Origin of the sequence: Rickettsia endosymbiont of Seladonia tumulorum, assembly GCF_964030815.1 — a bacterium.
Classification (GTDB): domain Bacteria; phylum Pseudomonadota; class Alphaproteobacteria; order Rickettsiales; family Rickettsiaceae; genus Rickettsia.
In genome coordinates, this window is sequence record NZ_OZ034963.1 from 265,803 (window position 1) to 290,494 (window position 24,692).

Sequence of the window (24,692 nt, forward strand, 5' to 3'; positions counted from 1 at the left end):
AGTTGGTATAGAGTTAAAGTTATTATGTTCCGTAGTTATATTTTTTTGTTGGTGCTTTTAGTCATTAATTGTGTTGATAGTTTTGCAGATATTCAGCAAAGAATTAGTGAAGCAGAAAAAGAATATATAAGCAATAGGTTTGTAAATGCTGTTTTTATGTTTGCCGATGACTATAAGCAGCTATTAACCGGAGCTAAAGGAATTTTTGCTTTAAACGGGGAGCAGTTAAAAGCAAATGAAATGATGCCTATTGCTTCTGCTACGAAACCCATAACTGCGGCAGGAATTTTAAGGTTACAAGAGCAAAAATTATTAAATGTTAATGATAAGATATATAAATATATTGATTTAGAAATGTGGCAAGGTAAAGTACCGGATTGGGCATATAAAATATCAATTCATAATTTATTAACTCATAGTAGTGGTATTGCTGAATATTTTAGTTTTGTAAAACTTGATTTAAATATGACTAGAAAAGATGCCCGTAAAAAAATATTACAATATGTTGCGTCTAAGCCTTTAGAAGTACCTATAGGGAAAAAGTTTAAATATAGTAATACTAATTTCGTTATACTTGGTATGATTATTGAAAAAGTAACTAAAAAAGATTTATGTAATTTTTTTCAAGATGAATTTTTTAAACCATTAAATATGAAATCTACTAGTTTTGCTTCATATAGTGAAGCGGCTAGAATTCAAAGAAATGTGGTTAGTTCTAATTACCCAGTAAGATATTTTATAACGCCAAATAATAGTAATAAACCTATATTTACTCCTGCAACTGCTGATTTTGTAGCACTTCCTTGTGCTGATGGCGGGATTATATCAACTCCAAGCGACCTTATTAAATGGTATAGAGCGTTAAATAGTGGCAAAATTCTTTCTACAAAGTCCTATAAGCTTATGACTACTAAGTATTTTCCTGCAAAAGAAATAGATGGGCGTAAAACTTACATGGGCTATGGTATCTATATTACTGACCTTGATTTTAAACATACAATGATTCATTTTTCTGGTAAAGCTTTAGGAGTGCAGAGTGAAATGGGATATATTTTGCCTAATAATCTTTATTTTGCTATACTAAGTAATACTATGGTAAAAATTCCTGAGGAAATGCAAGATAAAATTGATCTAAAAAATCCTCTAAACCAAATTGGAATAATTTATTTCAGAGACGCAATAGTAAATGCAGCTATAAAAGATGATAAAACCTAAATGAAGATAGTTACGTGGAATATTAATTCGCTACGTTTACGTATTGATTTATTAAAAAGATTGGCATATGAACATCAGCCTGATATTATTTTATTACAAGAGACAAAAGTAGATGATCCTTTATTTCCTCTTGAAGTAATTAAAAATATAGGCTATGAACATGTAATATATTCGGGGCAGAAATCATATAACGGCGTTGCTATTATCTCAAAACTTCCACTGCAAAATGTTTTTTCGCTTGAGCTATATAACGGTGATAAAAGGCATATAGCAGCTACTGTTAATAATATTGAGATACATAATTTTTATGTTCCTGCCGGTGGTGATATACCTGACATAGAGCTAAATTCGAAGTTTAAGCATAAGCTAGAATATATAAGGTTGATGCAAGAATGGCTGACTAATAACCGCACCAGAGATGATAAGATTATAATTGCAGGTGATTTAAATATTGCACCGCACCCGCATGATGTATGGTCTAGCAAGCAGCTGCGAAATGTTATTAGCCATACTGATATTGAGCGTTCTTTATTGGTAGAATTGCAAAACTCGTTAGAGTTTATTGATAGTAGTAGGCATTTTGTGCCACTTGATGAAAAATTTTATACTTGGTGGAGTTATAGAAACGTAGATTGGAAAAAATCTAACAGAGGTAGACGGCTTGATCATATTTGGGTTAGTAATAATTTAAAAGATGAGTTATTTTCTATACATTTATTATCAGAAGCAAGAGATTGGAGACCACCTTCTGATCATGTGCCGTATTTTGTAAGTTTGAAAAAATTGTAGTGTCCCGTCATTGCGAGGAGAAACTATCAGTTTCGACGAAGCAACCTCAGGATTTTTCATGAGATTGCCGCGTCGGCTTCGCCTCCTCGCAATGACGTTTAAGATTATAAGGAGTAATTAGTGGATATTAAATTAGGAAAATATAAACCGGTAAAAGAAGAATACGTAAAGAGCTTCAAAGATATGTTATTGCTTAGGCGTTTTGAAGAAAAATGTGGGCAGTTATATGGTATGGGTGAAATAGGGGGTTTTTGTCATTTATATATCGGACAGGAAGCAGTAATTTCTGCTGTAGATATGGTTAAACAAAAAGAAGATAGTATGGTTACCAGCTATCGTGATCATGCTCATATTATTTTAGCAGGTACAGAGCCTAAATATGTGCTTGCGGAGCTTATGGGGCGTGCTACAGGCTGTTCAAAAGGTAAGGGTGGCTCGATGCATTTGTTTGATGTGCCAAATAAGTTTTATGGTGGACATGGTATTGTAGGAGCTCAAGTGCCAATAGGTACAGGGCTTGCTTTTGCTGAGAAATATAATGGCACGAACAATATTTGTTTTACTTTTTTAGGGGATGGAGCTGTTAATCAAGGTCAAGTATATGAAGCCTTTAACATGGCTGCTTTATGGGGTTTACCGGTAGTTTATATTATCGAAAATAATGAGTATTCTATGGGTACTTCGGTTGCTCGTTCTACCTTTATGCGTGATCTTTATAAAAAAGGTGAGTCGTTTGGGATTAAAGGATTCCAGCTAAATGGCATGGATTTTGAGGAAATGTATAATGGTGCTAAACAAGCAGCGGAATATGTTAGAGAAAATAGTATGCCTCTGATATTAGAGGTAAAAACTTACCGCTATCGTGGGCATTCAATGTCCGATCCGGCAAAATATCGTAGTAAAGAAGAAGTAGAGACATATAAAGAACGTGATCCTATTACTGAAATACGGAAGATAATATTAGAAAATAACTATGCAGGTGAAGCTGATTTAAAAGAAATAGAGCAGTCAGTTAAAGAGATTATTAAGGAAGCTGTGGAGTTTTCAGAAAACTCACCACTGCCTAATGAAGAAGAGCTATATACACAAATTTATGTTTGAGTGTCGTCATTGCGAGGAGAAACTGCAAGTTTCGACGAAGCAATCTCAGGATTTTTCATGAGATTGCCGCGTCGGCTTCGCCTCCTCGCAATGACGCAAGAATATTCAATTTAACTAAAAAGAAAGATGCAAATAACTGTACGGGAAGCATTGCGTGATGCGATGCAAGAAGAGATGATAAGAGATGACAAAGTTTTTGTCATGGGTGAAGAAGTCGCTGAGTATCAAGGAGCTTACAAAGTAACGCAAGGATTGCTTGAGCAGTTTGGTCCTAAAAGGGTAATCGATACACCAATAACGGAGTATGGTTTTGCTGGGCTTGCCATTGGAGCAGCCTTTGCAGGGCTTCGTCCAATCGTTGAGTTTATGACCTTTAACTTTGCTATGCAAGCGATGGATCATATAGTTAACTCGGCTGCTAAAACGCATTACATGTCAGGTGGTCAGGTCAGATGCCCAATAGTATTTAGAGGTCCAAACGGAGCAGCAAGTAGAGTAGCAGCACAACATAGCCAGAACTACGCAGCTTGTTATGCTCATATACCTGGGCTGAAAGTAGTAGCCCCATATAGTGCTGAAGATCATAAAGGGCTAATGATTACAGCTATTAGAGACGATAATCCGGTTATTTTCTTAGAAAATGAGATTTTATATGGTCACAGTTTCGATATTTCTGAAAATGTTGAGCCTATCCCTTTTGGTAAGGCAAAAATCTTAAAAGAGGGCGATAGTGTTACTATAGTGACATTCTCGATTCAGGTGAAACTTGCATTAGATGCTGCAAATATTTTACAAAGCGATAATATTAATTGTGAGGTCATTGATTTACGTACCATCAAACCGCTTGATATAGATACTATAATAGAGTCGGTAAAAAAAACCGGTCGTTTAGTTGTAGTTGAAGAAGGATGGTTTTTTGCCGGTATCGGTGCAACTATCGCATCCATCGTTATGAAAGAAGCATTTGATTATTTGGATGCACCGGTAGAGATCGTAAGCGGTAAAGACGTCCCGCTTCCTTATGCAGTAAATCTAGAAAAATTAGCTTTACCTAGTGAGGGGGATGTAATAGAAGCCGTTAAAAAAGCTTGTTATATATAAATATAAAGTTTAATGATTAAAAGCTTAACATCTTTTCGTTTTATAATAGCTTTTATTATTTTTTTATTTCATTGTAGAATTCATTTTGATTGGAAATTAGGTCTAGAGTTTATTGATACCTTTTTTCTTAATGGTGCTACTTTTATGACAGGGTTTTTTGTGTTATCTGGCTTTATTATGGCTCATGTTTATAATAAAACAGATTTTACAAAAAGAGAAAATATCCTTAATTTTTATTTAAAACGTTTTGCTAAAATCTATCCTACATATCTATTTGTAACAATTATATATTTTATATTTTTAAATAATCTTACTTTCAATCAGCTTATACGAAGCTTAATTAATGACATGTTCTTGATACAAAGCTTTTTTCCTAGTATGTTTCCATTAGGCATAAATGGTGGAACTTGGTCTTTAACAGTTGAAATGTTCTTATATTTTCTATTTCCTTTTTTAATGCTAATTTTTGCCGGTGAAAAAGGTAAAAAAACTATATTAGTTATTGTTGCTATTATGCTTGTACTTATAAGTTATAATGCATATATAAACAAATCTGATTACATATACGCTAATCCGGTTTTTAGAACTTTTGATTTTATGTGCGGAATAGGTTTTTATTTTGCAAAAGAAAATTTTACCAAGGTTAAGTTTGCTAATTTTATAAATTTACTAATAATAGCTTTATTAGCTTTCATTTGCATAAATTGTGAAAGGCAATATCAGTATATGAACGGACAGTTTATAATTACTCCTTTGCTTGGGTTATGGATTGTAACAGTCTATCATTCTAAATCCAAGTTTTATAATAATAAAATTTTGGAATATTTAGGAAAAATTAGTTATTCTTTTTATCTATGGCAATTTGTTGCGATGGAAGTTGGAAAGAAATTAATTCAGAATTATCCAGATATTAGCTTTCATTTTGTAGTTATAATAGCTTTTATTATCAATTTTATAATTTCTGTTGTGTCATATCATCTATTGGAAGAAAAAACTCGAAATTTTATAGTAAAAAATTTTCTTATAAAAAAAGCTTGTTAAATCTTTCTAAAAATAATCAGAAAATTATACTCGTTTTATGGTTTGGTAACTAGAACCAAGAGTGAATTAACTATAAATTATGTCCACTTAAAACAATCTCTACTCCATCTTCATCTATAGATGCATTATTTGTATTAGAAAATGCAATAAGTGACTTATTTAACTCATTATATGAGGTAGTAGTTGTTGTTTTGCTTGTAGAGTTTAGATCGTTATCTAATCTCTTATTTTCAATAGATGAATATAAATTATGATGTGAGTCATTACTGATAGTTTTATGTTTCTTTGTATTATTATATTCCATACTATTTGTTTTACGCTTGTGTCCAGGAGGTGCTAGATCTCTAAATGAGGAAGTTTCATTTATATCTTTAGGCAAGGTTATGCGAGGTAGTAAAGGCTTAAAGTTATTAATAGGTATATTTATATCAGGTAAAATTGGTACTGAAGGCTTATGATGCATAAAATGATTAAAAGTTGCAACATTATAGTTAAAATCTATAACAGGCTTAAAAATATACTCTAAATTAATCAGTACCCCCATAAATTGCGATGATATTTCGTCCTTATTTTTAAAATTAACTATATTTAAAAGAGTATTTTTAGCCTTTGTAAAAGTTGGATAACTTTGAGCATATATTAATTTTTTATAAGCAAGATGAAGAGGGGTATCTCCATCTTTGTTTGGTATTCCTAGATTAAAGCCAATAGATGGAATATGCTTTAGAAAATCAATTTTATCGTATCTAACACATTTATGAATAACATTTTCACCTTGTTCATCAATAATATCAGTACTAACTATATTTAATGGGTATCTTTGCCACTGTTCTAACTGCATAAATTTAAAGTGCTTTAAAAAAGCAGCACTAATAAGATCATTAGCTTGCTCTATACCTAAAGTATTTAATATATCTATAATAGCTTTATCTTCTCCAACTATATTTTGATGTATTACTTGCAAGAACTCATCAAGTATTTGTGTGCATTTTTTTGGCATCTTTATTCCTAAAATATAATAATGCTTAGATATTAATAAAAAATTGAAAAAGTAAAAGAGTTTTTTATAAAAAAATAGTAAATTTTTATTTATTAACTCTGCTAAGGCTCATCATTATATTGATATATCTAAATAAATAACTTATTATAAAAATAAAAATCTTATGTTTGATTTCTCTGCTTATATAGATTTACCGCTTGTTTGGGGCGGTCTTATAGCTACTGCTATTTGTTTATATGTCTTGTTAGACGGTTTTGATTTAGGGATCGGTATATTATTCCCGTTCGCTCCAACTGATGATTGTCGTCATAAGATGATCAATTCCATTGCTCCTTTTTGGGATGGTAATGAAACTTGGTTAGTGCTTGGTGGCGGTGGGTTACTTGCTGCTTTCCCTCTTGCGTATTCTTTGCTATTACCGGCCTTGTATATCCCTATTATCCTGATGTTACTCGGTCTTATATTCCGCGGAGTTGCTTTTGAATTTCGGTTTAAAGCACATATAGGACATCGTTATATTTGGGATTATGCTTTTCATTTTAGTTCTATGCTTGCTGCTTTTTGTCAAGGTTTAATGCTTGGCACATTTGTGCAAGGTATAGAAGTAGAGGGACGGGAATTTGTAGGGAACGCATTTGATTTTCTGACTCCTTTTTCAGTGATGACGGGAATAGCATTGATATTTGGTTACGCTCTCTTAGGTGGTACGTGGCTTATCATGAAAACCGAAAAAGAAACGCAAGATTGGGCGTATAAATCTACACTATATATCTTATTTTATGTCGCACTTTTTATGGGGCTTGTAAGCCTTTGGGTGCCTTTCTTGAATGATCAAATACGTCATCGTTGGTTTAGTATACCAAATATTTACTACTTATCTGTTGTTCCTATTTTAACCTCTATAGTATTTATTAGGTTAATTAAAGCTGTAAGAGATAAAAAAGAAGTAGCTCCATTTATATATACTATTTCTTTGTTTTTATTAGGATATTTAGGGCTTGCTATAAGTATATGGTCATTTATAGTGCCTTATAAGGTAACGCTTGCAAAAGCAGCAGCAGCACCGGAGTCGCAATCTTTACTATTAGTTGGGGCAGGGATATTTTTACCTGTTATACTTGGTTACACTTTTTATTGTTATTATATATTCCGTGGCAAATCTTCGCATCACCCTATGTATTAAAAATTTATATTTCAAAATGACTTCCCGTTTGAATAGATGGCAGTGGTTTATTGTCCTATGGCTTACGGGATTACTATCAACATTCCTGCTATCTTGTTTGGTTAAATTGATATTTTGGCAATAAAGTTGCTATAATTACTTTTTCCTGCTATGTGGTTTTTATACCATCTCTTCTTCTCTATATTTAATTATAAGAATCAGTATTATCTCCATTTCGTTAATAACTATTAAGTTAAATTTCCAACTGTAATTTCAACTTTCTGTATATTTTTATTTTAGGCTTGTTGAATAACTTGTAATATAAATATTATATTAATTAATATTAAACATATCGGAGTGTTATTATGTATATGGGAGAAGAAAAGCAAGATTATGAACAAAAACCAAATATAATTCTAGAATTTTTGGAAAATAATGTAAAATTCACGTTGGCAGAAATATTAGAAAAAAATTCAGCAAATAAGGTTATAACCGACTGGATTTCTAATATGAGTATAGAAAAGCAAAAACAACTTACAGACTTGATAAATTCTGAATTTTGTTCGGAGTTAGAATATATAATTGGTGAAGAATTAGGGGAATATGCTGATTTTGGAACAGAGGTAAAGGAAATTACGGAGGCAGACGTTGTAAATGTATATAAAAAGATTGTTGATAATTCTAATGATTATTTAGCAATAATTGATAACATCTTGATTATAGACAGGCAGCACAATAATTTTGTGTTAGGTGTCTATGCTGAAGATAAAGTGGAACAATTTTTATCAAAAAAAGAATATAATATTACGATTGAAACTATACAATATAGTATAAATTATAACTATTGGAATGAGAAAGAAAATGTCATTGTTTCCACATGGCTTAAAAATTTAGACTCAGAAAAAAAAGAACAAATATTACTAACAGTAATAAAAAAAGAATTGAAACTGTAAAACAAAAAATAATACCAAATATCTTTAAAGAAAAATATGATGTTAGCCTATCTGAAGAAGATATTGCTGCAGAGTATAAAAAAATTAGCGATAAAGAAATTAATCAAATAATTAGAGATTGTTGTAAATTACCTATTACATATTTTGCCGATAGTTGTAATGAATGGTCTGGATCAGAAGAACTAGCTCGTAATACTTATAAAGATCATATATCGGTAGATGATACAACTATATTAGGAAATAATATACATTAATATTGTACAAATTGTAAATCCAATTTCTAATTTGTACAATATTATAGTTAAATTAATAATCTGGATAATTAATTTGATATAAAGTTTAAGTGATGATTTTGTTAATTTTATTCCAAGGTAAAACTTCTATATTTCCTCTTATTTGCTCCGTATCGCCTGTATATACTAAATAACCTTTTTCTTGATTTGCTAAGCTGCTCCAATAGTTAATTCCTTTAAAAAATTCTTGAATTATAGTTTTACTTGCTTTGACTTCAATTGGAGTTAGCTTATCACTTTCAATTAATATATCAAGTTCATGACCATGGCTATCTCGCCAAAAATATATCCCCTCTTCTTTGCCTTTATTAAGACGATTTTTAAGTATCTCAATTATTATCATATTTTCAAACAAGCTTCCTTTGGCATAATACTTTTCTAACTGCTCCATCGATTCTAATCCCAGTAAAGTACAAGCAAGACCAGTATCGTAAAAATATAACTTTTCTTGCTTAACTAAGCGTTTATTATAATTTTTATGATGCGGTTTAACTAAATAAATTATAAAGCTTGTTTGCAATAAAGAAAGCCACGACTTTACAGTGTTATAGCTAACCCCGCATTCAGTAGCTATAGATGAGAAATTTACTAATTGTCCGATACGAGTAGCACAGATTTTTAAAAAAGTCTGAAATGTGGAAATATCACTAATATTTTTAATTTGCCTTACATCCCTTTCTATGTAAGTACGGATGTAGTTTCTATACCACACACTAGGTAATAAATCTTGAGTATAAAGCTTAGGATAAAAGCCTTTAAATATAAAATTTAGAGGATCACCTGTAACAGGTAGTTTTTTACTTATTTCGTTATAGCTAAGAGGAAGTAAATAAACTATAGCTGCTCTACCCGCTAAGGATTGTGAGATGCTTTCAAGCAATAAAAAATTCTGTGAACCTGTTAAAATAAACTGTCCAGCAATTTGGTCATTATCTACTTTCGTTTGTATATATGAAAATAAATTAGGGCAGTATTGTACTTCATCAATGATTGCACCTTGACTATAAGTAGATAAAAAACCTCTAGGGTCATTTTGGGCAAACTCTCTTATATCTATATCCTCAAGTGAGACATAGGGTTTATCTGAAAAAATCATTTTTACTAAAGTAGTTTTACCGGATTGGCGTGGACCTGTAACAGTAACCACCGGATAATACTTTGCCGAATATTTTATATAATCGGTTATATCACGATCAAACATAATATAAATTTGCTAATATTACTTATTGTACAAATTATAAATCCAATTTCTATTTTGTACAATATTTTTATATCTTAATCCTCTAGAAACTTAAAAATTTTCTACATACCTAATGACAAAATCAAAATATGAATATATTATTTAATTTTAAGATAATTAAATAATATATTCAATGAGTGCAGATACTAATATTAGCGATGGTTTAGAAGTCGCTGTGCAAGATCATTTATCGATTTTTTCTTTAATAAGTTCATCTGATATTATCGGTAAGTCAGTTATGTTAATGCTGCTTATCGCTTCTATTTGGTCGTGGGCTATCATTTTGGATAAAGTATTTAAGCTAATGCAAGTGCAACGAAAAATGCGATCATTTGAAAATACTTTTTGGTCAGGTGGTGTTTTAGAGCAGTTATATGATAGCATAAAAAGGTCAGTTAATAATCCGCTAGCTTTAATATTCATCTCAGCTATGGATGAATGTAAAAGTATAAATACTAAGGGACTTCCTGAGCTATTAAAAAATAATCATAAAGAGCGTATTACAAATTCTATGTATCTTGCTCAAAACCGAGAAATCGAAAAACTTGAGAAGAACTTAAGCTTTCTAGCAACTGTCGGCTCTAGTAGTCCTTTTATTGGGCTATTTGGTACTGTCTGGGGAATTATGCATAGTTTCCAATCAATTGCTACTTCTAAAAATACCTCACTTGCAGTAGTAGCACCTGGTATTGCTGAGGCGTTACTTGCAACCGCAATAGGCTTATTTGCAGCTATTCCAGCAGTAATTTTTTATAATTATCTTATTTCCCGTATTACTCTGATCAATAATAAAATGGAAGATTTTATTAGCGAGTTAAACTCCATACTTTCTAAGGCAATAGATCAGGAGAAAATGTAATGGCTATTAAGCTTGCTGGAAGTAATAGAAAAAGTAAAAGAGCTGTAGTTAGTGAAATCAACGTTACGCCGCTTGTCGATGTGATGCTTGTGTTACTAATTATTTTTATGATCACTTCCCCAATGTTAGTTTCAGGTGTAAATGTCGACTTACCTGAAACAAATTCAAGCCCAATTTCAGGACAAGATGAGCCTTTAGTTGTTACTATCAATAATAAAGGGGAAGTTTTCTTGCTTGAAACACCTATTGAAAGAAAGCATTTAACTGATAAGCTTGTAAATATCATTAAAGAGAAAAAAGATACTAGGATTTTTGTAAGAGGTGATAAAAACGTTTCTTATGGTGAAGTGGTAGAAGTAGTATCAGAAATTCATGCAGCCGGATTTTCTCGTGTAGCTCTTATTTCAAATATTAAAAATAATGAAAAGTAACGATACAAACAATAAGGATAATTTCACAGTTTTCTTTAGCTGCTCTATTGCACTGCACTTACTTCTTTTATATTTTTTTCTATTTGGTATGCCATCTCTTTTTGAAAAATTACCAGAAGAACAAACCATAACTTTTGAAATGTTGCCTATTAGTGAGAAAGCTAATATCATAACGCAAACGAAGCAAAAAGAAGCTCCGATAGAGAACGAAGATGCTAAAAAATCAGAGCAGACTAAACCTAAAGAAGAGAAGCCTAAAGATTTACCTAAAGAGGAAAAAGCAAAAGAACCTGAAATCAAACCAGTAGAAGAAAAGCCAAAAATAGAAGAAAAAAAGCCGATAGAGAAACCTAAAGAGGAAAAAAAGCAAGAACCTAAAACTGATGAGCTTGATTCTTTATTAAAGAACTTGGAACAGTCTTCAGAAAGTGATAATGTAAAATCGAATAAGCATAAAAGGTCAGAGAAAGTTGATAATAAGAAAGAGGCTAAGGGAGTTTATTCAGAAGGATTACCTCTTTCAGATAATGAAAGTTCATCAATAAGGCGTCAGATTGAAAGAAATTGGAGCAATATTCCGGCAGGTGCTAGGGGTAATAAGAATCTAATAATATTTATTCATATTGTTTTAGATAAAGCAGGTAATGTAGAACAGGCAAAAGTTGTAAAAAAAATTTGCCCTGGGATTCCAAGTAGTATTTGCGAAGCATTAGCAGATAGTGCAGTTAGGGCAGTATGGAAAGCAAGCCCTATCGAAAATCTTGATCCTGCAAGATTTAATCATTGGAAAGAGTTTGAGTTTACCTTTAATCCGGGTAAGTTGTAATTTGTCATCCTGTGGCGGTATTGCCTGCATGGATCATTTTCCCCTGTCATCCCGTGAATAAATCACGGGATGGCTACCTTAGGGCGTTTTTCGATCCATGCGGGCAATTCTAGCCACGAGGTGACGCCACCACACAAAGGAGTAATTTAGTGAAAAACATTATATATTTTGTTTTACTATTTTTTAGTTTTAATAGCTATGCTATTGAGACAATCAATATTGAATATGGAACGGCTGACCCAACTCCGATAGCGGTGAATAATTTTGAGGCTGATTCTGCTTCAGATAATACAGTAGGTCATGAAATAGTGAAAGTTATATCTAATGATCTAAAACTTTGTGGGTTGTTTCGTCCTATTTCTTCGGCTTCTTTTATAGAAGAAAAAACTGGTATTGGGTATAAACCGCTTTTTGCTGCATGGCGTCAAATTAATGCTAGTTTACTGGTTAATGGGGCAGTAAAAAAGCTTGAAAATGGTAAGCTTAGAATCAGTTTTATATTATGGGATACATTACTTGAAAAACAGCTCGGCGGTGAAGTACTTGAACTACCTGAAAATTTATGGCGAAGAGCAGCCCATAAAATTGCTGATAAAATCTATGAAAAAATCACAGGTGATACTGGTTATTTTGATAGTAAGATAATATATGTAGCTGAAAGTGGTCCTGATTTAAAAAAGGTAAAAAGAATTGCTTTAATGGATTATGATGGGGCTAATAATCGATATATTACCGATGGTAAATCGTTAGTTTTAACTCCAAGATTTTCTGGTTCAGCAGATAAGATTTTTTATGTTTCCTATGCTACTAAAAGACGAACTCTTGTTTATGAAAAGGATTTAAAAACAGGCAAAGAAAGTATAGTTGGTGATTTTGCTGGAATATCCTTTGCACCAAGATTTGCCCCTGATGGTAAAAAAGCTGTAATGTCTATAGCTAAGAACGGCTCAACTCATATTTATGAGATTGACCTTGCAACAAAAAGGCTTCATAAACTGACTGATGGTTTTGGCATTAATACTTCCCCGAGCTATTCACCGGATGGACGTAGAATTGTCTTTAATTCTGATAGAAATGGTGTTCCTCAACTATATATAATGAATTCTGATGGTAGCAATGTCCAGCGTATTAGCTTTGGTGGTGGTTCTTATATGGCTCCTAGCTGGTCGCCTCGAGGGGATTATATAGCATTTACTAAAATTATTAGAGGTTCAGAAGGTAAAACTTTTAATATCGGTGTTATGAAGCCATATCCGCAAGATGATGAAAATAGTGAAAGAGTAATAGCAAGTGGTTATTTAGTCGAAAGCCCTTGTTGGTCGCCTAATGGACGGGTTATTATGTTTGCTAAAGGTTGGTCATCAAACGGCAAATCTTCCGGCAAAAATAGAATTTATGCAATTGACTTGACTGGTCATAACGAGCGAGAAATCAAAACACCCGGTGATGCGTCCGATCCTGAATGGTCAAATTTACTAAATTAACATCTTATGAATTCCCTAATCTAATATATTTACTTTATATTAAATTTGTGTTAAAATACTCCAGTTTTAATAATTTAGGCTTAATTTTTTATGAAAAATAAAGCCAAAAAGCTATTAATGACGCTCGTTGCAAGCAGTACATTAATTACTAGCGGTAGTACACTAGCTACTCCTCCTCAAACCTTTTCAAATGTTTTTACTTTTGGTGATAGTTTTTCTACGCCAGCTAATAGTTGGTCAGCTTTAAGTAACCGAACATTACGGTTTTAAGTATGTAAACAATCAAACAAATTTTTCATTAGGCGGAGCCTCAACTAACAGCTTAAGTCCTGAATTAAGTACTTATAAAGCAAATGTAAAAACATTTGACCCTAACGCTCTTTATATGATGTATATGGGACCAAATGATGCGGACTCCATACTTATTGCATTACGATCCGATCTAAGTGAATTATTATTTACCCGTGGTTTAACTTTTGAGCAGATTATGAGCGGCGTTAAAGATGGCTCTTTAACTTCTAACGATTTTCCCGATACTACTGCAGAAGTAGTTTCTAGAGGGAATAATGTTAGTGAATTCGTTAAAAATATATCTGATGGCGGGGCTAAATATATAGTAGTCTTAAATCATTTTAATGAGTCCTACAGGCAATTTATATTAGGTGGTACTGATGAAGAGGAAAATTTTGCAGGGGGATTTTTAAGTAATTCATTTAATCAAGCTATTTACAGTGCGATAAATAAATCCGCTCCATCTGCAAATGTAATATATGCAGATTATGGAAGGTTAGTAGCAGAGCTTGCCACTAATCCATCGAGCTTCTTTACTGCAAATGAGCTGGAAAACACAATAGAAGATGAAGGTGTATTTGACCTTACTGCTCATCCAACGCCAGCAGCACATAAAATTACTGCCCAATATATTCTTTCTGTAATTGAGTCACCGAGCCGCATCGCTTATGTAAGAGAAATACCAATCGCAATTGGTGAAAATGTAGCTCAAAATATTCGTTCTAAATCTTATGATTTAACAATGAATGAAAGTGAAATGTTTAGTGGTGATATAAATGGCAATTACCTAGATTTCCATACTAAATCCAAAACTGTCAAAGATATTGGGATTAAAAAATCAGATACCTCTGAAATCGCTGCAAATTTTAACTATAAGCTTGCAGATAATTTAGTAGTAGGTTTTGGTATCAATGGTGATAAATCTAATATGAGCTTTAAAAATAATAATGGTAAAGCAGAGATTAAAGAATTATTACTAACATTAAATGGTACTTATAAATTTGATAACCCTATATTTGTGTATGGTGCTATCGGTAGTGGCTGGATTAAATATGATATCAAACGTCAAATTAACCTTGGTCAAGCTATAAGAATAGAACAAGGTAAACCAAGAGGTATGCATTATATCGCTACTATCGGTACGGGATATCAATATAATGCCTTTGCAGAAACAAATCTAACACCTTTTATAAATGTTAATTATCAAAAAGTTTCCTTAAAGTCATATACTGAGAAAGGTGAAATCAGTAGTACTACTATGAGTTTTAATATCCCTGATCGTAAATCTGTAATAACAGAAATAGGTGCTAGAATTGATGGAAACGTTAATGTGAAAGAAAATATTTCTGTTACTCCGTCATTCACATTGACATATGGATATGATTTTATAAACCCAATTAAGAAACAAGCTAAGGCTAAAGTATCTGATATGCCAAAGCAATTCGAAGTACCTACTTATAAAACAGACAAATCATATGTTGGTATTAGTGGTGAGTTATCAGCTCAAACTAATAATATAAATTATGGTGTCAGAGCTGGAAGTAGATTAAGTAAGAATACAAAATTCTGGTTCGCTGGTTTATTTTGTAAATATTCGTTTTAATTGATTATTGTGTGGATCAGTTTTCCAGTTGTCATCCCGCGACTTGATCGCGGGATCCAGTTAAAAATACTAATAAAATTATTATTTTTTGGATGCCGTGGTCAAGCCACGGTATGACTACCTTAGGGCGTTTTTCGATCCACGCAGGCAATGCCTTCCCGCGTAGGCGGGAATCCAGAAAAATAAACATAAAAGCAGCAAGTTTTTAAAATTAAAAGCTTAGGTATCTCGCTTATGCTGGATTCCCGCTTCCGCGGGAATGACGTATAAGTCATGCAACTTAGTGCTATGACTTAATTACGTAGATAATTTTTTATTAGGTCAAATTTATAACCTTTTTTATGGAGCTTAGTAATTAACTGTTGTAATTGTTCTGGACCATTGAATTGCTCTTGAAACATTTCATCATGCATAAGCAATATTAATTTATTAGGTAAAATCGTATTTCCGGCATTAAATTTATCTTCTATTTCTTGTACTAAATGCGTAACTGACTGGATTGGTTTACCATGTATATTATGAGCCCATTCTAAATCCCATCCAAAGATATAAAAACCATTTTTATATATCGCATCGTCATTGTCTCTACCACATCTTCTGCTTTTGTAATATATGGATCATCTTTTTTAAGATTAGGGGTCGGAATACATCTCTTCCTGGTAACCTTGTAATAATATGGTCACCTTTTAAACCTAAAGTAATATTATTTTTCTTTAAATCTTGAATTACATCCGAGCAATGATGATAAAAATACCTATAATGATTGTGTGCATGAGTATAGCTATGATTTCCTACATCAATAAGAGGAGATTTTCTAGCATTATTTATAAAATTTCTTACATCTTGTTTTGCATTATCATAATGTAACCCCACCATAAACAGCGTAATAGGAGTTTTATTTTTCAACATAACATTAATCAAATTCTTTGTACCTGGTAACGGTCCATCATCGGATGTTATATAAATGGTACGAGCATTTGGTAATGATCCATATGATGTACTTACGATAGTTAATAAGTAACCTAATATAATTATTTTTAAAATTTTCATAATGTTAACCCCTTTTAAAGTTATATCTATTGATTATAAAAAGTTTATTGTCGTTTTATTTGAAAAATTGGCAATAATATTTCTTATTTTTGATCCTCAAGTATTAAAACGTACGCTGAGGTCAAAAATTTAGATGCTTCTTGCTTTTTTTAAAGTTGATTTTTACTTATTAGGAGGGTTATCTTTCTGCTCTAAACTGAATAAAGTAAAGCCTGTAAAGATTTTACTTTCTTTTTTACCGGTTGCATATTCTTCTAAAGACACTTCAACAATTTCTTTAGGACCTATTGGGGTTGCATGCCTAAAATAAAGCTTATCGTTTTTGGTAAATACAAACCCAACGTGAGCTATATTATGTTCTGATTTTGTTAGCTCTAATAGTTTTGGGTTGTCCATTGTCATAACCATAAGATATATTTTTCCTGCAAATTGCTTTGTCAGTTCTTGCTTATGCTCTAAGAAATCAGTAAAGCTTATATAACTAATATCAGATTTAAAAGGTTTGATGGATTTTATCTGATTATATTTTTCACCAAATGAAAAGCATTCATCTCTAGATACATTATCTTTAATATAATTATTAATTTGTGTTTCAAGTAGACCTGCTTTATTAATCATCGCAGTTTTAACTTTAGCATATGGAAGATTTGCAAATACATTTTCCATTGTAAGATATTTACTATTATTCTTTAACCATTCATCCATAAAATGATTTCTGTTAACATATGATATATCGTCAGAAGGAAACATAATTTTTGCTAGAGCTTCTGCTAACTGCTCTTTAAATTTTACAGGATCCACATTTGGTTCTTTTATTTCTGCTAATGCTATAACCATTTCTATATAGCTAAAGCAGTCAAAAGTTTCTAGATTAATTAGCTCATTCTTATCTCTATTCTTATCCCAAATAATTAAATTTGTGCCTAGTTCCGTATCATAAGGCTTACCTATGAAATAGTCAGAATATGCCAATATTTTATTGGAAAAATTCTCGTTTTTTAATGATATTGCTAGCTTGTGAAGATTTTGCATATTAATAGGAGAGATTTTATTTGTTTGTGTATTTTCACTTTGGACTTTATCCGTAGTAGTAGGGGATTCATTAAAAGCATAACTATTAAAGGAAATAATAGAACAAATGCTTAAAGTTAAAATTAATTTCTTTCTCATCATAAACCTCTCCTATTTAATAAAAGAGGTATTATAAAGAAAAATTAACTATCCATCAAGAATTAGTTAATAAATATTTACTATTTGAGAACTTTCATTAGCTCTTCCCATTCTCGTTTAGTCATTCCGCTAGTTTCATGGGTAACTTTTTCACCGCTTATCATTTTTTTAATCACTTCTAAACCTTTACAAGAAATATTTGCTCCGCACATACGATATTCTTCAAAAGCTTCATAAGTAAAAGGTACCCAAGCTTTAACTATATCAAGCATCTTTTCGGCATAAACTCTAATTTCATATTGAGCGTGCGGATCAGCTCGTAGCCTTAAGAAGTGAAGCAAGTTATGTAAATTAATTTTCCAATACCATTCCGTATAATAATTTAATGTCAAATTCATACGAGCAAGCTCCCTAGCTATACCGGTAGTATTTTCGTCTATGACATTACCATCTTCGTCGGTATTCATTAATTCCGTATAGTGCTTATAACAATTTCGGGCATCTTCTTCTAATATGTTAAGGACCTTTTCGGCTACTTCTTTTGGTAGGCTATCGCTTTCTCGGCATTGTTTATTAGTACTAGATTGCGGGGCAATATTTTGTGGTTCAGGTAAATAAAACTCATTACCTAATATTGAGTATCTAGCAGAATATTCGTTAACGCTGGCTGTTCTATGCCTAATCCACTGTCTTGCAATAAAGATCGGTAATTTAATATGAAACTTAATATCACACATCTCAAAAGGCGTAGTATGATAGTGACGTAGCAAATAATTGATCAACCCTTTATCTTGGTTTAGCTGTTTTGTGCCTTTGCCGTAAGAAACACGAGCAGCTTGTACTATAGCACTATCATCACCCATATAGTCGATTACTCTAATAAAACCGTGATCTAATACCTTTATAGGCTCGTATAAAATTTCTTCAAGTGCCGGAACTACTACTCTTTTTGTTGCGTTATTCATTTATTCCTCTGTGTTTTTTGATTATCATAATAATGATTCCATATCTTTAGTACTTTTATTCTTTTGTTTTTTTCATCAACTTCGTAGAATAATCTATGCTGTATATTAATCCTTCGAGAATACATTCCTTCATATATACCAGAAAGTTTTTTATATGGTGGTGGTATTTGAAATGGATTTTGAGCAATTAAATCAAGTAGTTGTAAGCAACTATCTTTATGATGTGATTTTTCAATTTTCTTAAAATCTTTTTTTGCATCATGGGAATAATATAATGTATACACTTGGGCTAATCTAATTTGGTACTACATTCAGTATAAGGTGTATTCTTGCCTTTAATTAAAGAATTACTTAATTTTTTATTTGATGCTACTAATAAAGTTTCTTGTATATCTTCCCAATCTTCTTGAGAAACAAGTATAGCACTATTCCTTTTTCCTTTTATTAGGGTTGGTTGATGGTACAACGTAACCTCATCAATAAGCTTATCTATATGTTTAAATTCTTCACTTGTAACTAAATTGTGCATATGTTTTACCTGTTTTTATAATAAATAACTATATAGATTTCTGCCGTTTCTTTTTAGCCATAATTTAGCCGGTTGGTATTCGGGATAAATATCCTCAACTAGCTGCCAAAAATTTTTGCTATGGTTCATTTCCTTTAAATGTGCCATTTCATGAGCTACTAAATATTTTAGGACCTCATAAGGAGCAAAAACTATTCGCCAGTTAAAAGAAAGATTGCCGCAGCTAGAGCAGCTGCCCCATTTCGTAGTTACATTTTTCATTATTCTAATATTAGAATAAATTAAATTATGCTTTTTGGAAATGGTTTCTACTATAGCTTTTATTTCTGATAGTAATTTCTTTTTCAAAAATACTTCAATGCTAATTTTTTTAAGTACTTTGCTGCAATATACTTCCAATGCGTCATTTTGTAATTTTACCTGATTTTCAGGTGAATCAGTATGAATTATTTGATAATCTTTGCCTAAAATGGAAATCTTATTGTCTTCATTGGCAGGTTTAGCCATGTTACGGTGTAATTTTTGCCTAACCCAATGTTCTTTACTTAGCAAAAAATTATAACCCTTTTCAGCTTTTACCTTAAGGGGTAATACAAGCTCAGCCCCTTTATGTGTAATTCGGATAGTTATATTCTTAGCCTGAGTGCTTCTTCTGACTGTTACATTCTGAGGATCACCATATTTAGTTAAAGTAATAAGTTCCATTTTAGAATGCGATATATTTAGTTGGATCAACTGCTACTTTGCCTTTACGCATAGCTAGATACAGCTTATCTTCCACATGCCCGATTATGCTAGTTTTAGTAACCTTATCGCCTTTTTTAACTGATAAATCTTTTAAGCCGGCATAAGCTACTTCTAGATCATCTTTATCTAATTTAACGATTACTAAATTACCGAATTGTGCATTATTTCCTGAAAATATAACAGTTCCTGAGCCTATAGAATTAACACTGCTTTCTTCTAAAACAGCAATATCTATGCCTTTATTCTTCCCCTCTTTAAACTCGGTGACAATCTCGCCGTCCAGAGGTTTTTCAAAAATTAACTTTGTTATTTCTTCATCATGTTTTGTGGTAGGAATCACTACAGCATCATTATCATCTTCGGTAGTTTCTATTGCAGGCTCTTCTAAAGAGCCGCTTACTTCTAATTTAGGAGCTTCTTCTATAGTGCTACTAGTTATTATCCCCTCATCATTATCAATAACATTACCAGAATTACTAACGGTAATTCCTCTTTCTTTATACTCGATTGGGGCAGGAGGTTGATCAACGCAAGCAGTTAGAAAAAAGCATAATATAGTACTAAGTGTACACCGAATCAGTAGAGAATTAGCATACGAAGTTTTATTTGGAAAAGAGCAAGAAATTTGTAGCCCGAGGAACGGAGCGTACACACTTAGTACGTGAGTACCGAAGGAGCTGCAAAGATGACGTAGCCAATTTTTCAAATAAAACGAGTATGCAACAGGGTATTTCATATATTTAATAAGATTATTATATTGTGTTGGTCAATAAATTATACTTATTATATAATTCTTATCATTCATTTTCCATTAAAAAAATTAATTATGAAAACTTACGATATTGTTATAGCAAGTGATCACTCCGGTTATGAACTTAAATCCATAATTATCGAATATTTACAAAAAAAATCTTTGAGTGTTTACGATTGCGGAACACATAATACGCAATCCGTTGACTATCCTGATTATGCCAAAAAAGTAGTAAATAATATTATTGAAAAGCTCGTTCGCATTGGTATTTTAATCGGTGACACGGGCATTGGTATGTCGATTGCTGCTAATCGTAGTTCAGAAATAAGAGCGGCTTTATGTGTTAATGTGTCAACAGCTGAGAGTGCTAAAGCTCATAACGATGCTAATATTTTGGTGTTGGGTGCAAAAATCCTAGATCAAGGAGAGGTATTTAATATTATAGATAAATTTCTAGCTACTAAATTCGAGGGCGGTAGACATAGCGTTAGATTGTTGAAGATTAAATAATGATGAAAACTTGGTGTTATTTATTGTATTACTCTGTTATCTCGTGGTGACATTGTTGCGTAGATTAGTTTTTCCGTCATTGCGAGGAAATTACGAAGTAATTAACGAAGCAATCTAGTTAAAAAATGCTAATTTATAGCATTTTTTATTATTTTTTCTGGATTGCCACGCTCATTTCATTCGCTCGCAATGACGACTCTCGATCCACGCAACAATGACATATAATTCTTAATTTATTAAAAACATATTTTTATGCAAGCTCTAAATACAACTTATATTTTGCTCATCACAACAATAATGATTTCCTTATTCTGCTCTAATAAACGAGTCATGTATTCGGTTATGAGCATTACGGTCTTATCAGCTTTTTATCAAGGCATAATAAATATTATCGGGCTTGGTGCGTTAGCTGTTTTTTCTGCTATCACTTATACTTATTTCAATTTCCCACAGCTGAATAAAGTAATAAGAACATTATTATTTATATTAACCTCGGTTTGCTTTGCGGCATTTACTTTCCATAAAGTTCTTGGATTTTTTAACGTAATTGCGATTAGTAATTTACAATTATCTAAAGCTTCCATGCCATTTTCAATGTATTTGAATTTTGATAAGGTAATGCCGGCATTAATAATTTTTGCTATGAGTAATCTATATATTTCAGAAAAACAAGGAAGTAACGAAATAATAGACCTATTGGATAACGTAGCTAATAAAGAGGAATTTGTAGGAGACACGAAGCACAGCACCGCAGCGTACACATTAGTACGTGAGGATAAGGGGCTAGGATCGACACCCAAATTACCTTTAGAAGCAAGTTATGCAATAGGTCTAATTAAATATACATTATTTTCGCTATTGTCATGTATAGTAATAATTATAACTCTAGTATTAGTAAGCGGTTATGTTTTATTTGAGCCTAAACTTCCAGATATATTACTGATATGGATGATTAATAATTTCTTTTTTATCTGTTTTAGTGAAGAAGTATTTTTTAGGGGATTTATACAAAGAACTCTGCAAAATCTTTTACCGAAACAACAAATGTTAGCACTAGTTATAGCATCTTTAATATTCGGAGTGGCACATTTTCAAGGTGGTTTGACATATGTAATTCTAAGTAGCACTTGTGGATTTTTCTATGGCTATGCATACTATAAAACCAATAAAATATTATGCTCTATGATGGTTCATTTCGGTCTAAACCTGTCTCACTTATTACTATTTACTTATCCTGTTCTAATTTAAAAATTTATGAAAAGTAATCCAATACTTAATTTTATATTTGAAGTTTGTAAGCCTTTTAAATGGTTAATTTTAGGGCAATTTGCCGTTGCTATTATTTGGGCAATCGATATGAGTCTTCGCCCATATATATTAAAACTGATGCTTGATAAAATTCCATTATTAAATGCTGAAAATATAGTAAGTGAGTTATCAGGATTGATGATTTTTTATCTTAGCATGTCGTTAGTCATAATCCTTATGTGGAGGTTTTTAGATTATATCGGCATTAAATTATATTCGCCTATGCAGCGTTATATAGCAGATATTCTGATGGAGAAAATGATGCAACATTCGCAAAATTTATTTCAGAATCATTTTGCCGGCAATCTTGCTAATAAAGTAAAAGACGTAATGGGTAATATACCCGATTTACTATATGCGGTAATAAATCAGTTTTTTGGTAATTTTATAGCAATAATAATAGCCATTTTTACAGTCTCTACAATAAATTATAAATTTGGGATTTTATTAGGTATTTGGGTAGTTATCTTTACAATCTCTGCTGTTTGTTTTGCCAAACGTGCTAAGAAATTATCAGCAGAATCTTCGCAAATACGCTCAAAACTAGTCGGTTATATTGTCGATATTTTAAGCAATATTATCAGCGTGCATTTATTTGCTTCAAAAAAGATAGAGTCAAAAAGATTAAGCGGTCAACTTAATGAATATGTAAAAGCTAGCCAAAAACGTGACTGGTGGTTTTTATATATGTTTGCTTTTCAAGGCGTATTATTTGTTATCTATCAGATAATTGGTTTTATTCTCCTAATATCGGGCTTTAAGCAGGGAGTCGTTACTACTGGTGATTTTGCTCTGCTTATAACTCTTAATATTTCGATTATAGATATTTTATGGTCTTTATCTCGCGATATTTTAAAATTTTCTAGAGCAGTAGGTGAAACGAGGCAGGGGCTTGATATTGCTTTAACTCCGCTTGAAATAATTGACAAACCTAATGCCAAGAATTTGATAATTAAAAAGGGAGAGATAATTTTTAATAAAGTAAAATTCCAATATAAAAATACTACGCCGTTATTTCAAAATAAATCGTTAGTAATCAAGCCAGGAGGAAAAGTAGGACTGGTAGGTTATTCCGGAAGTGGCAAGACAACTTTTGTTAATTTGATCCTTAGAATGTATGATATAGCAGAAGGAAAAATAGCTATTGACGATCAAGATATTAAAGAAATTACGCGAGAGTCGCTACGTAATAATATAGGCGTAATACCGCAAGAAGCTTCACTTTTTCATCGCAGCCTTATGGAAAATATTAGATATGGTAGACCTGATGCTTCAGATGCAGAAGTAATAGAGGCTGCTAAAAAAGCTTATGCACATGAGTTTATTAAAAAATTATCCTTGGGCTATGAGTCGTTAGTTGGTGAGCGAGGTATCAAGCTATCAGGCGGACAAAGACAGAGAATAGCAATCGCTAGAGCTATCCTTAAAAATGCTCCAATTTTGATTTTAGATGAAGCCACTTCACAACTAGATTCTGTGACTGAGGAATATATTCAAAAAAGCTTATGGGATTTAATGCAGGGAAAAACAACGATAGTAATTGCCCACCGTTTATCAACGCTCTTGCATATGGATAGGATTATTGTTTTTGATAAAGGTAGAATTGTCGAAGACGGCAGCCATAACGAGCTACTAGATCGTAACGGGTTATATAAGACTTTATGGGACTCTCAAATTGGGGGCTTTTTGCCTGATAAAGAATTGTAAAGCTGTTGTGTAGCTTGAAAAGCATATATACCGCAGATACTTCAAAAGTTGGTAAGTCAAATAAGCGGTGAGTCTGCGGAGCGTACAGAAGTACGTAAGCAAAGACGAATCCCGAAATTTGGCTTGCCAAATCTTGAAGTATCAATGGTATACATCCAGCATAAATCGAGATAAATCAAGTTTTTTGTATTTTTTTACTGGATCCCGTGGACAAGCCTATAGTACCGGACAATTATTAAAAAAATGTTATATTTTATTCAGATGTAGGTGACTTTGTATGTCATTCCCGCGAAAGCGGGAATCCAGGAAAAAAAAAGTCTAAATACAGTAATTTTTTAGAATATAAAAGCTCGATTTATCTCGCTTTATGCTGGATTCCCGCCGTTGCTAAGAATGACATAGAATAATAACTGTCCGGTACTATTGGACAAGCCACGGGAGGCATTGTCACGTGGATCGAAAAGCACTTTCGATGTCATCTAGTTGCTTGACCACGGCATCCAAAAAATAATAAAAAATACTAATTTTATTAGTATTTTTAACTGGATCCCGCTACAAGCTCGCGG

Annotated in this window: 24 protein-coding genes and 2 pseudogenes; 17 read left to right on the plus strand and 9 right to left on the minus strand. The window is 32.2% G+C overall.

Going from position 1 to position 24,692, the window contains the following annotated elements:
- Positions 1-24 precede the first annotated feature (24 nt).
- The 5 genes from AAHF54_RS01260 to AAHF54_RS01280 all read left to right on the plus strand — a co-directional run bounded on the left by AAHF54_RS01260 (position 25) and on the right by AAHF54_RS01280 (position 5,247).
- The gene (locus AAHF54_RS01260) at positions 25-1,215 is read left to right on the plus strand and encodes a serine hydrolase (RefSeq protein ID WP_341788809.1); all 1,191 of its coding nucleotides are present in this window, start codon (positions 25-27) and stop codon (positions 1,213-1,215) included.
- Positions 1,216-2,004 carry an exodeoxyribonuclease III gene (xth, locus tag AAHF54_RS01265; protein ID WP_342170087.1) on the plus strand — a complete coding sequence of 263 codons (789 nt, stop codon included), beginning with the start codon at positions 1,216-1,218 and terminating at the stop codon, positions 2,002-2,004.
- Positions 2,005-2,124: 120 nt separating this feature from the next.
- The gene (gene pdhA, locus AAHF54_RS01270) at positions 2,125-3,105 is read left to right on the plus strand and encodes a pyruvate dehydrogenase (acetyl-transferring) E1 component subunit alpha (RefSeq protein ID WP_341788811.1); all 981 of its coding nucleotides are present in this window, start codon (positions 2,125-2,127) and stop codon (positions 3,103-3,105) included.
- A 126-nt stretch (positions 3,106-3,231) separates the two neighbouring features.
- The gene (locus tag AAHF54_RS01275) at positions 3,232-4,206 is read left to right on the plus strand and encodes a pyruvate dehydrogenase complex E1 component subunit beta (protein ID WP_342170088.1); all 975 of its coding nucleotides are present in this window, start codon (positions 3,232-3,234) and stop codon (positions 4,204-4,206) included.
- Between the two features lie 12 nt (positions 4,207-4,218).
- The gene (locus AAHF54_RS01280) at positions 4,219-5,247 is read left to right on the plus strand and encodes an acyltransferase (protein WP_341788813.1); all 1,029 of its coding nucleotides are present in this window, start codon (positions 4,219-4,221) and stop codon (positions 5,245-5,247) included.
- A gap of 70 nt (positions 5,248-5,317) precedes the next feature.
- Here AAHF54_RS01280 and AAHF54_RS01285 read toward each other — a convergent pair whose 3' ends face one another.
- Positions 5,318-6,247 (minus strand): ankyrin repeat domain-containing protein, encoded by a 930-nt coding sequence (locus AAHF54_RS01285; RefSeq protein WP_341788814.1) that lies wholly within the window; start codon positions 6,245-6,247, stop codon positions 5,318-5,320.
- Positions 6,248-6,410: 163 nt separating this feature from the next.
- Here AAHF54_RS01285 and cydB point away from each other — a divergent pair, with 163 nt between their 5' ends.
- A complete protein-coding gene (gene cydB / locus AAHF54_RS01290) occupies positions 6,411-7,430 on the plus strand; it encodes a cytochrome d ubiquinol oxidase subunit II (RefSeq protein WP_341788815.1) in 1,020 nt (339 codons plus the stop codon).
- 344 nt (positions 7,431-7,774) lie between these two features.
- On the plus strand, positions 7,775-8,362 hold the full coding sequence (locus AAHF54_RS01295) for a hypothetical protein (protein WP_341788816.1): 588 nt from the start codon (positions 7,775-7,777) through the stop codon (positions 8,360-8,362).
- 339 nt (positions 8,363-8,701) lie between these two features.
- Here the strand turns inward: AAHF54_RS01295 and AAHF54_RS01300 are convergent, their stop codons facing one another.
- Positions 8,702-9,856: an ATP-binding protein gene (locus AAHF54_RS01300; protein ID WP_341788817.1), complete on the minus strand. Its 1,155-nt coding sequence runs from the start codon at positions 9,854-9,856 to the stop codon at positions 8,702-8,704.
- 172 nt (positions 9,857-10,028) lie between these two features.
- Between AAHF54_RS01300 and tolQ the strand changes: the two genes are divergently transcribed.
- From tolQ to AAHF54_RS01330, 6 genes and pseudogenes are all read left to right on the plus strand, one after another.
- A complete protein-coding gene (gene tolQ, locus AAHF54_RS01305) occupies positions 10,029-10,754 on the plus strand; it encodes a protein TolQ (protein WP_341788818.1) in 726 nt (241 codons plus the stop codon).
- Entirely contained in the window at positions 10,754-11,185 is a 432-nt protein-coding gene (gene tolR / locus AAHF54_RS01310) for a protein TolR (protein WP_342170089.1), read from the plus strand. The genes tolQ and tolR overlap by 1 nt, the downstream gene beginning before the upstream one ends.
- Complete coding sequence (locus AAHF54_RS01315; RefSeq protein ID WP_342170090.1) at positions 11,175-12,011, plus strand: energy transducer TonB; 837 nt, start codon at positions 11,175-11,177, stop codon at positions 12,009-12,011. The genes tolR and AAHF54_RS01315 overlap by 11 nt, the downstream gene beginning before the upstream one ends.
- 149 nt (positions 12,012-12,160) lie before the next feature.
- Positions 12,161-13,495 (plus strand): Tol-Pal system beta propeller repeat protein TolB, encoded by a 1,335-nt coding sequence (gene tolB, locus AAHF54_RS01320; RefSeq protein ID WP_341788821.1) that lies wholly within the window; start codon positions 12,161-12,163, stop codon positions 13,493-13,495.
- A gap of 90 nt (positions 13,496-13,585) precedes the next feature.
- Positions 13,586-13,765: a hypothetical protein gene (locus tag AAHF54_RS01325; RefSeq protein WP_342170091.1), complete on the plus strand. Its 180-nt coding sequence runs from the start codon at positions 13,586-13,588 to the stop codon at positions 13,763-13,765.
- Positions 13,766-13,817: 52 nt separating this feature from the next.
- A pseudogene (locus AAHF54_RS01330) lies at positions 13,818-15,389 on the plus strand (autotransporter domain-containing protein); the annotation flags it as partial.
- Positions 15,390-15,974: 585 nt separating this feature from the next.
- Here AAHF54_RS01330 and AAHF54_RS01335 read toward each other — a convergent pair.
- The 7 genes from AAHF54_RS01335 to AAHF54_RS01365 form a co-directional block, all read right to left on the minus strand.
- The gene (locus tag AAHF54_RS01335; RefSeq protein ID WP_341788823.1) at positions 15,975-16,439 is read right to left on the minus strand and encodes a polysaccharide deacetylase family protein; all 465 of its coding nucleotides are present in this window, start codon (positions 16,437-16,439) and stop codon (positions 15,975-15,977) included.
- 162 nt (positions 16,440-16,601) lie between these two features.
- Positions 16,602-17,612 carry an N-acetylmuramoyl-L-alanine amidase-like domain-containing protein gene (locus tag AAHF54_RS01340; RefSeq protein WP_341788824.1) on the minus strand — a complete coding sequence of 337 codons (1,011 nt, stop codon included), beginning with the start codon at positions 17,610-17,612 and terminating at the stop codon, positions 16,602-16,604.
- A gap of 77 nt (positions 17,613-17,689) precedes the next feature.
- Entirely contained in the window at positions 17,690-18,574 is an 885-nt protein-coding gene (gene thyX, locus AAHF54_RS01345; RefSeq protein WP_341788825.1) for an FAD-dependent thymidylate synthase, read from the minus strand.
- Complete coding sequence (locus AAHF54_RS01350) at positions 18,571-18,858, minus strand: Txe/YoeB family addiction module toxin (RefSeq protein ID WP_341788826.1); 288 nt, start codon at positions 18,856-18,858, stop codon at positions 18,571-18,573. The genes thyX and AAHF54_RS01350 overlap by 4 nt, the downstream gene beginning before the upstream one ends.
- A 5-nt stretch (positions 18,859-18,863) precedes the next feature.
- Positions 18,864-19,103 carry a type II toxin-antitoxin system prevent-host-death family antitoxin gene (locus AAHF54_RS01355; protein ID WP_341788827.1) on the minus strand — a complete coding sequence of 80 codons (240 nt, stop codon included), beginning with the start codon at positions 19,101-19,103 and terminating at the stop codon, positions 18,864-18,866.
- Between the two features lie 15 nt (positions 19,104-19,118).
- Positions 19,119-19,808, minus strand: coding sequence for a M48 family metallopeptidase (locus AAHF54_RS01360; protein WP_341788828.1), 690 nt, complete (start codon positions 19,806-19,808; stop codon positions 19,119-19,121).
- Position 19,809: 1 nt separating this feature from the next.
- Positions 19,810-20,586 carry a murein hydrolase activator EnvC family protein gene (locus AAHF54_RS01365; protein ID WP_410525914.1) on the minus strand — a complete coding sequence of 259 codons (777 nt, stop codon included), beginning with the start codon at positions 20,584-20,586 and terminating at the stop codon, positions 19,810-19,812.
- A 90-nt stretch (positions 20,587-20,676) separates the two neighbouring features.
- On the opposite strand from AAHF54_RS01365, the gene rpiB reads away from it, so the two are divergent.
- From rpiB to AAHF54_RS01390, 4 genes and pseudogenes are all read left to right on the plus strand, one after another.
- Positions 20,677-21,111 carry a ribose 5-phosphate isomerase B gene (rpiB, locus tag AAHF54_RS01375; protein ID WP_341788831.1) on the plus strand — a complete coding sequence of 145 codons (435 nt, stop codon included), beginning with the start codon at positions 20,677-20,679 and terminating at the stop codon, positions 21,109-21,111.
- 342 nt (positions 21,112-21,453) lie between these two features.
- The gene (locus AAHF54_RS01380; RefSeq protein ID WP_341788832.1) at positions 21,454-22,359 is read left to right on the plus strand and encodes a type II CAAX prenyl endopeptidase Rce1 family protein; all 906 of its coding nucleotides are present in this window, start codon (positions 21,454-21,456) and stop codon (positions 22,357-22,359) included.
- 6 nt (positions 22,360-22,365) lie between these two features.
- The gene (locus AAHF54_RS01385) at positions 22,366-24,126 is read left to right on the plus strand and encodes an ABC transporter ATP-binding protein (protein ID WP_341788833.1); all 1,761 of its coding nucleotides are present in this window, start codon (positions 22,366-22,368) and stop codon (positions 24,124-24,126) included.
- 26 nt (positions 24,127-24,152) lie between these two features.
- Positions 24,153-24,279 (plus strand): annotated as a pseudogene (locus AAHF54_RS01390) (palindromic element RPE5 domain-containing protein); the annotation flags it as partial.
- Positions 24,280-24,692: the final 413 nt, after the last annotated feature.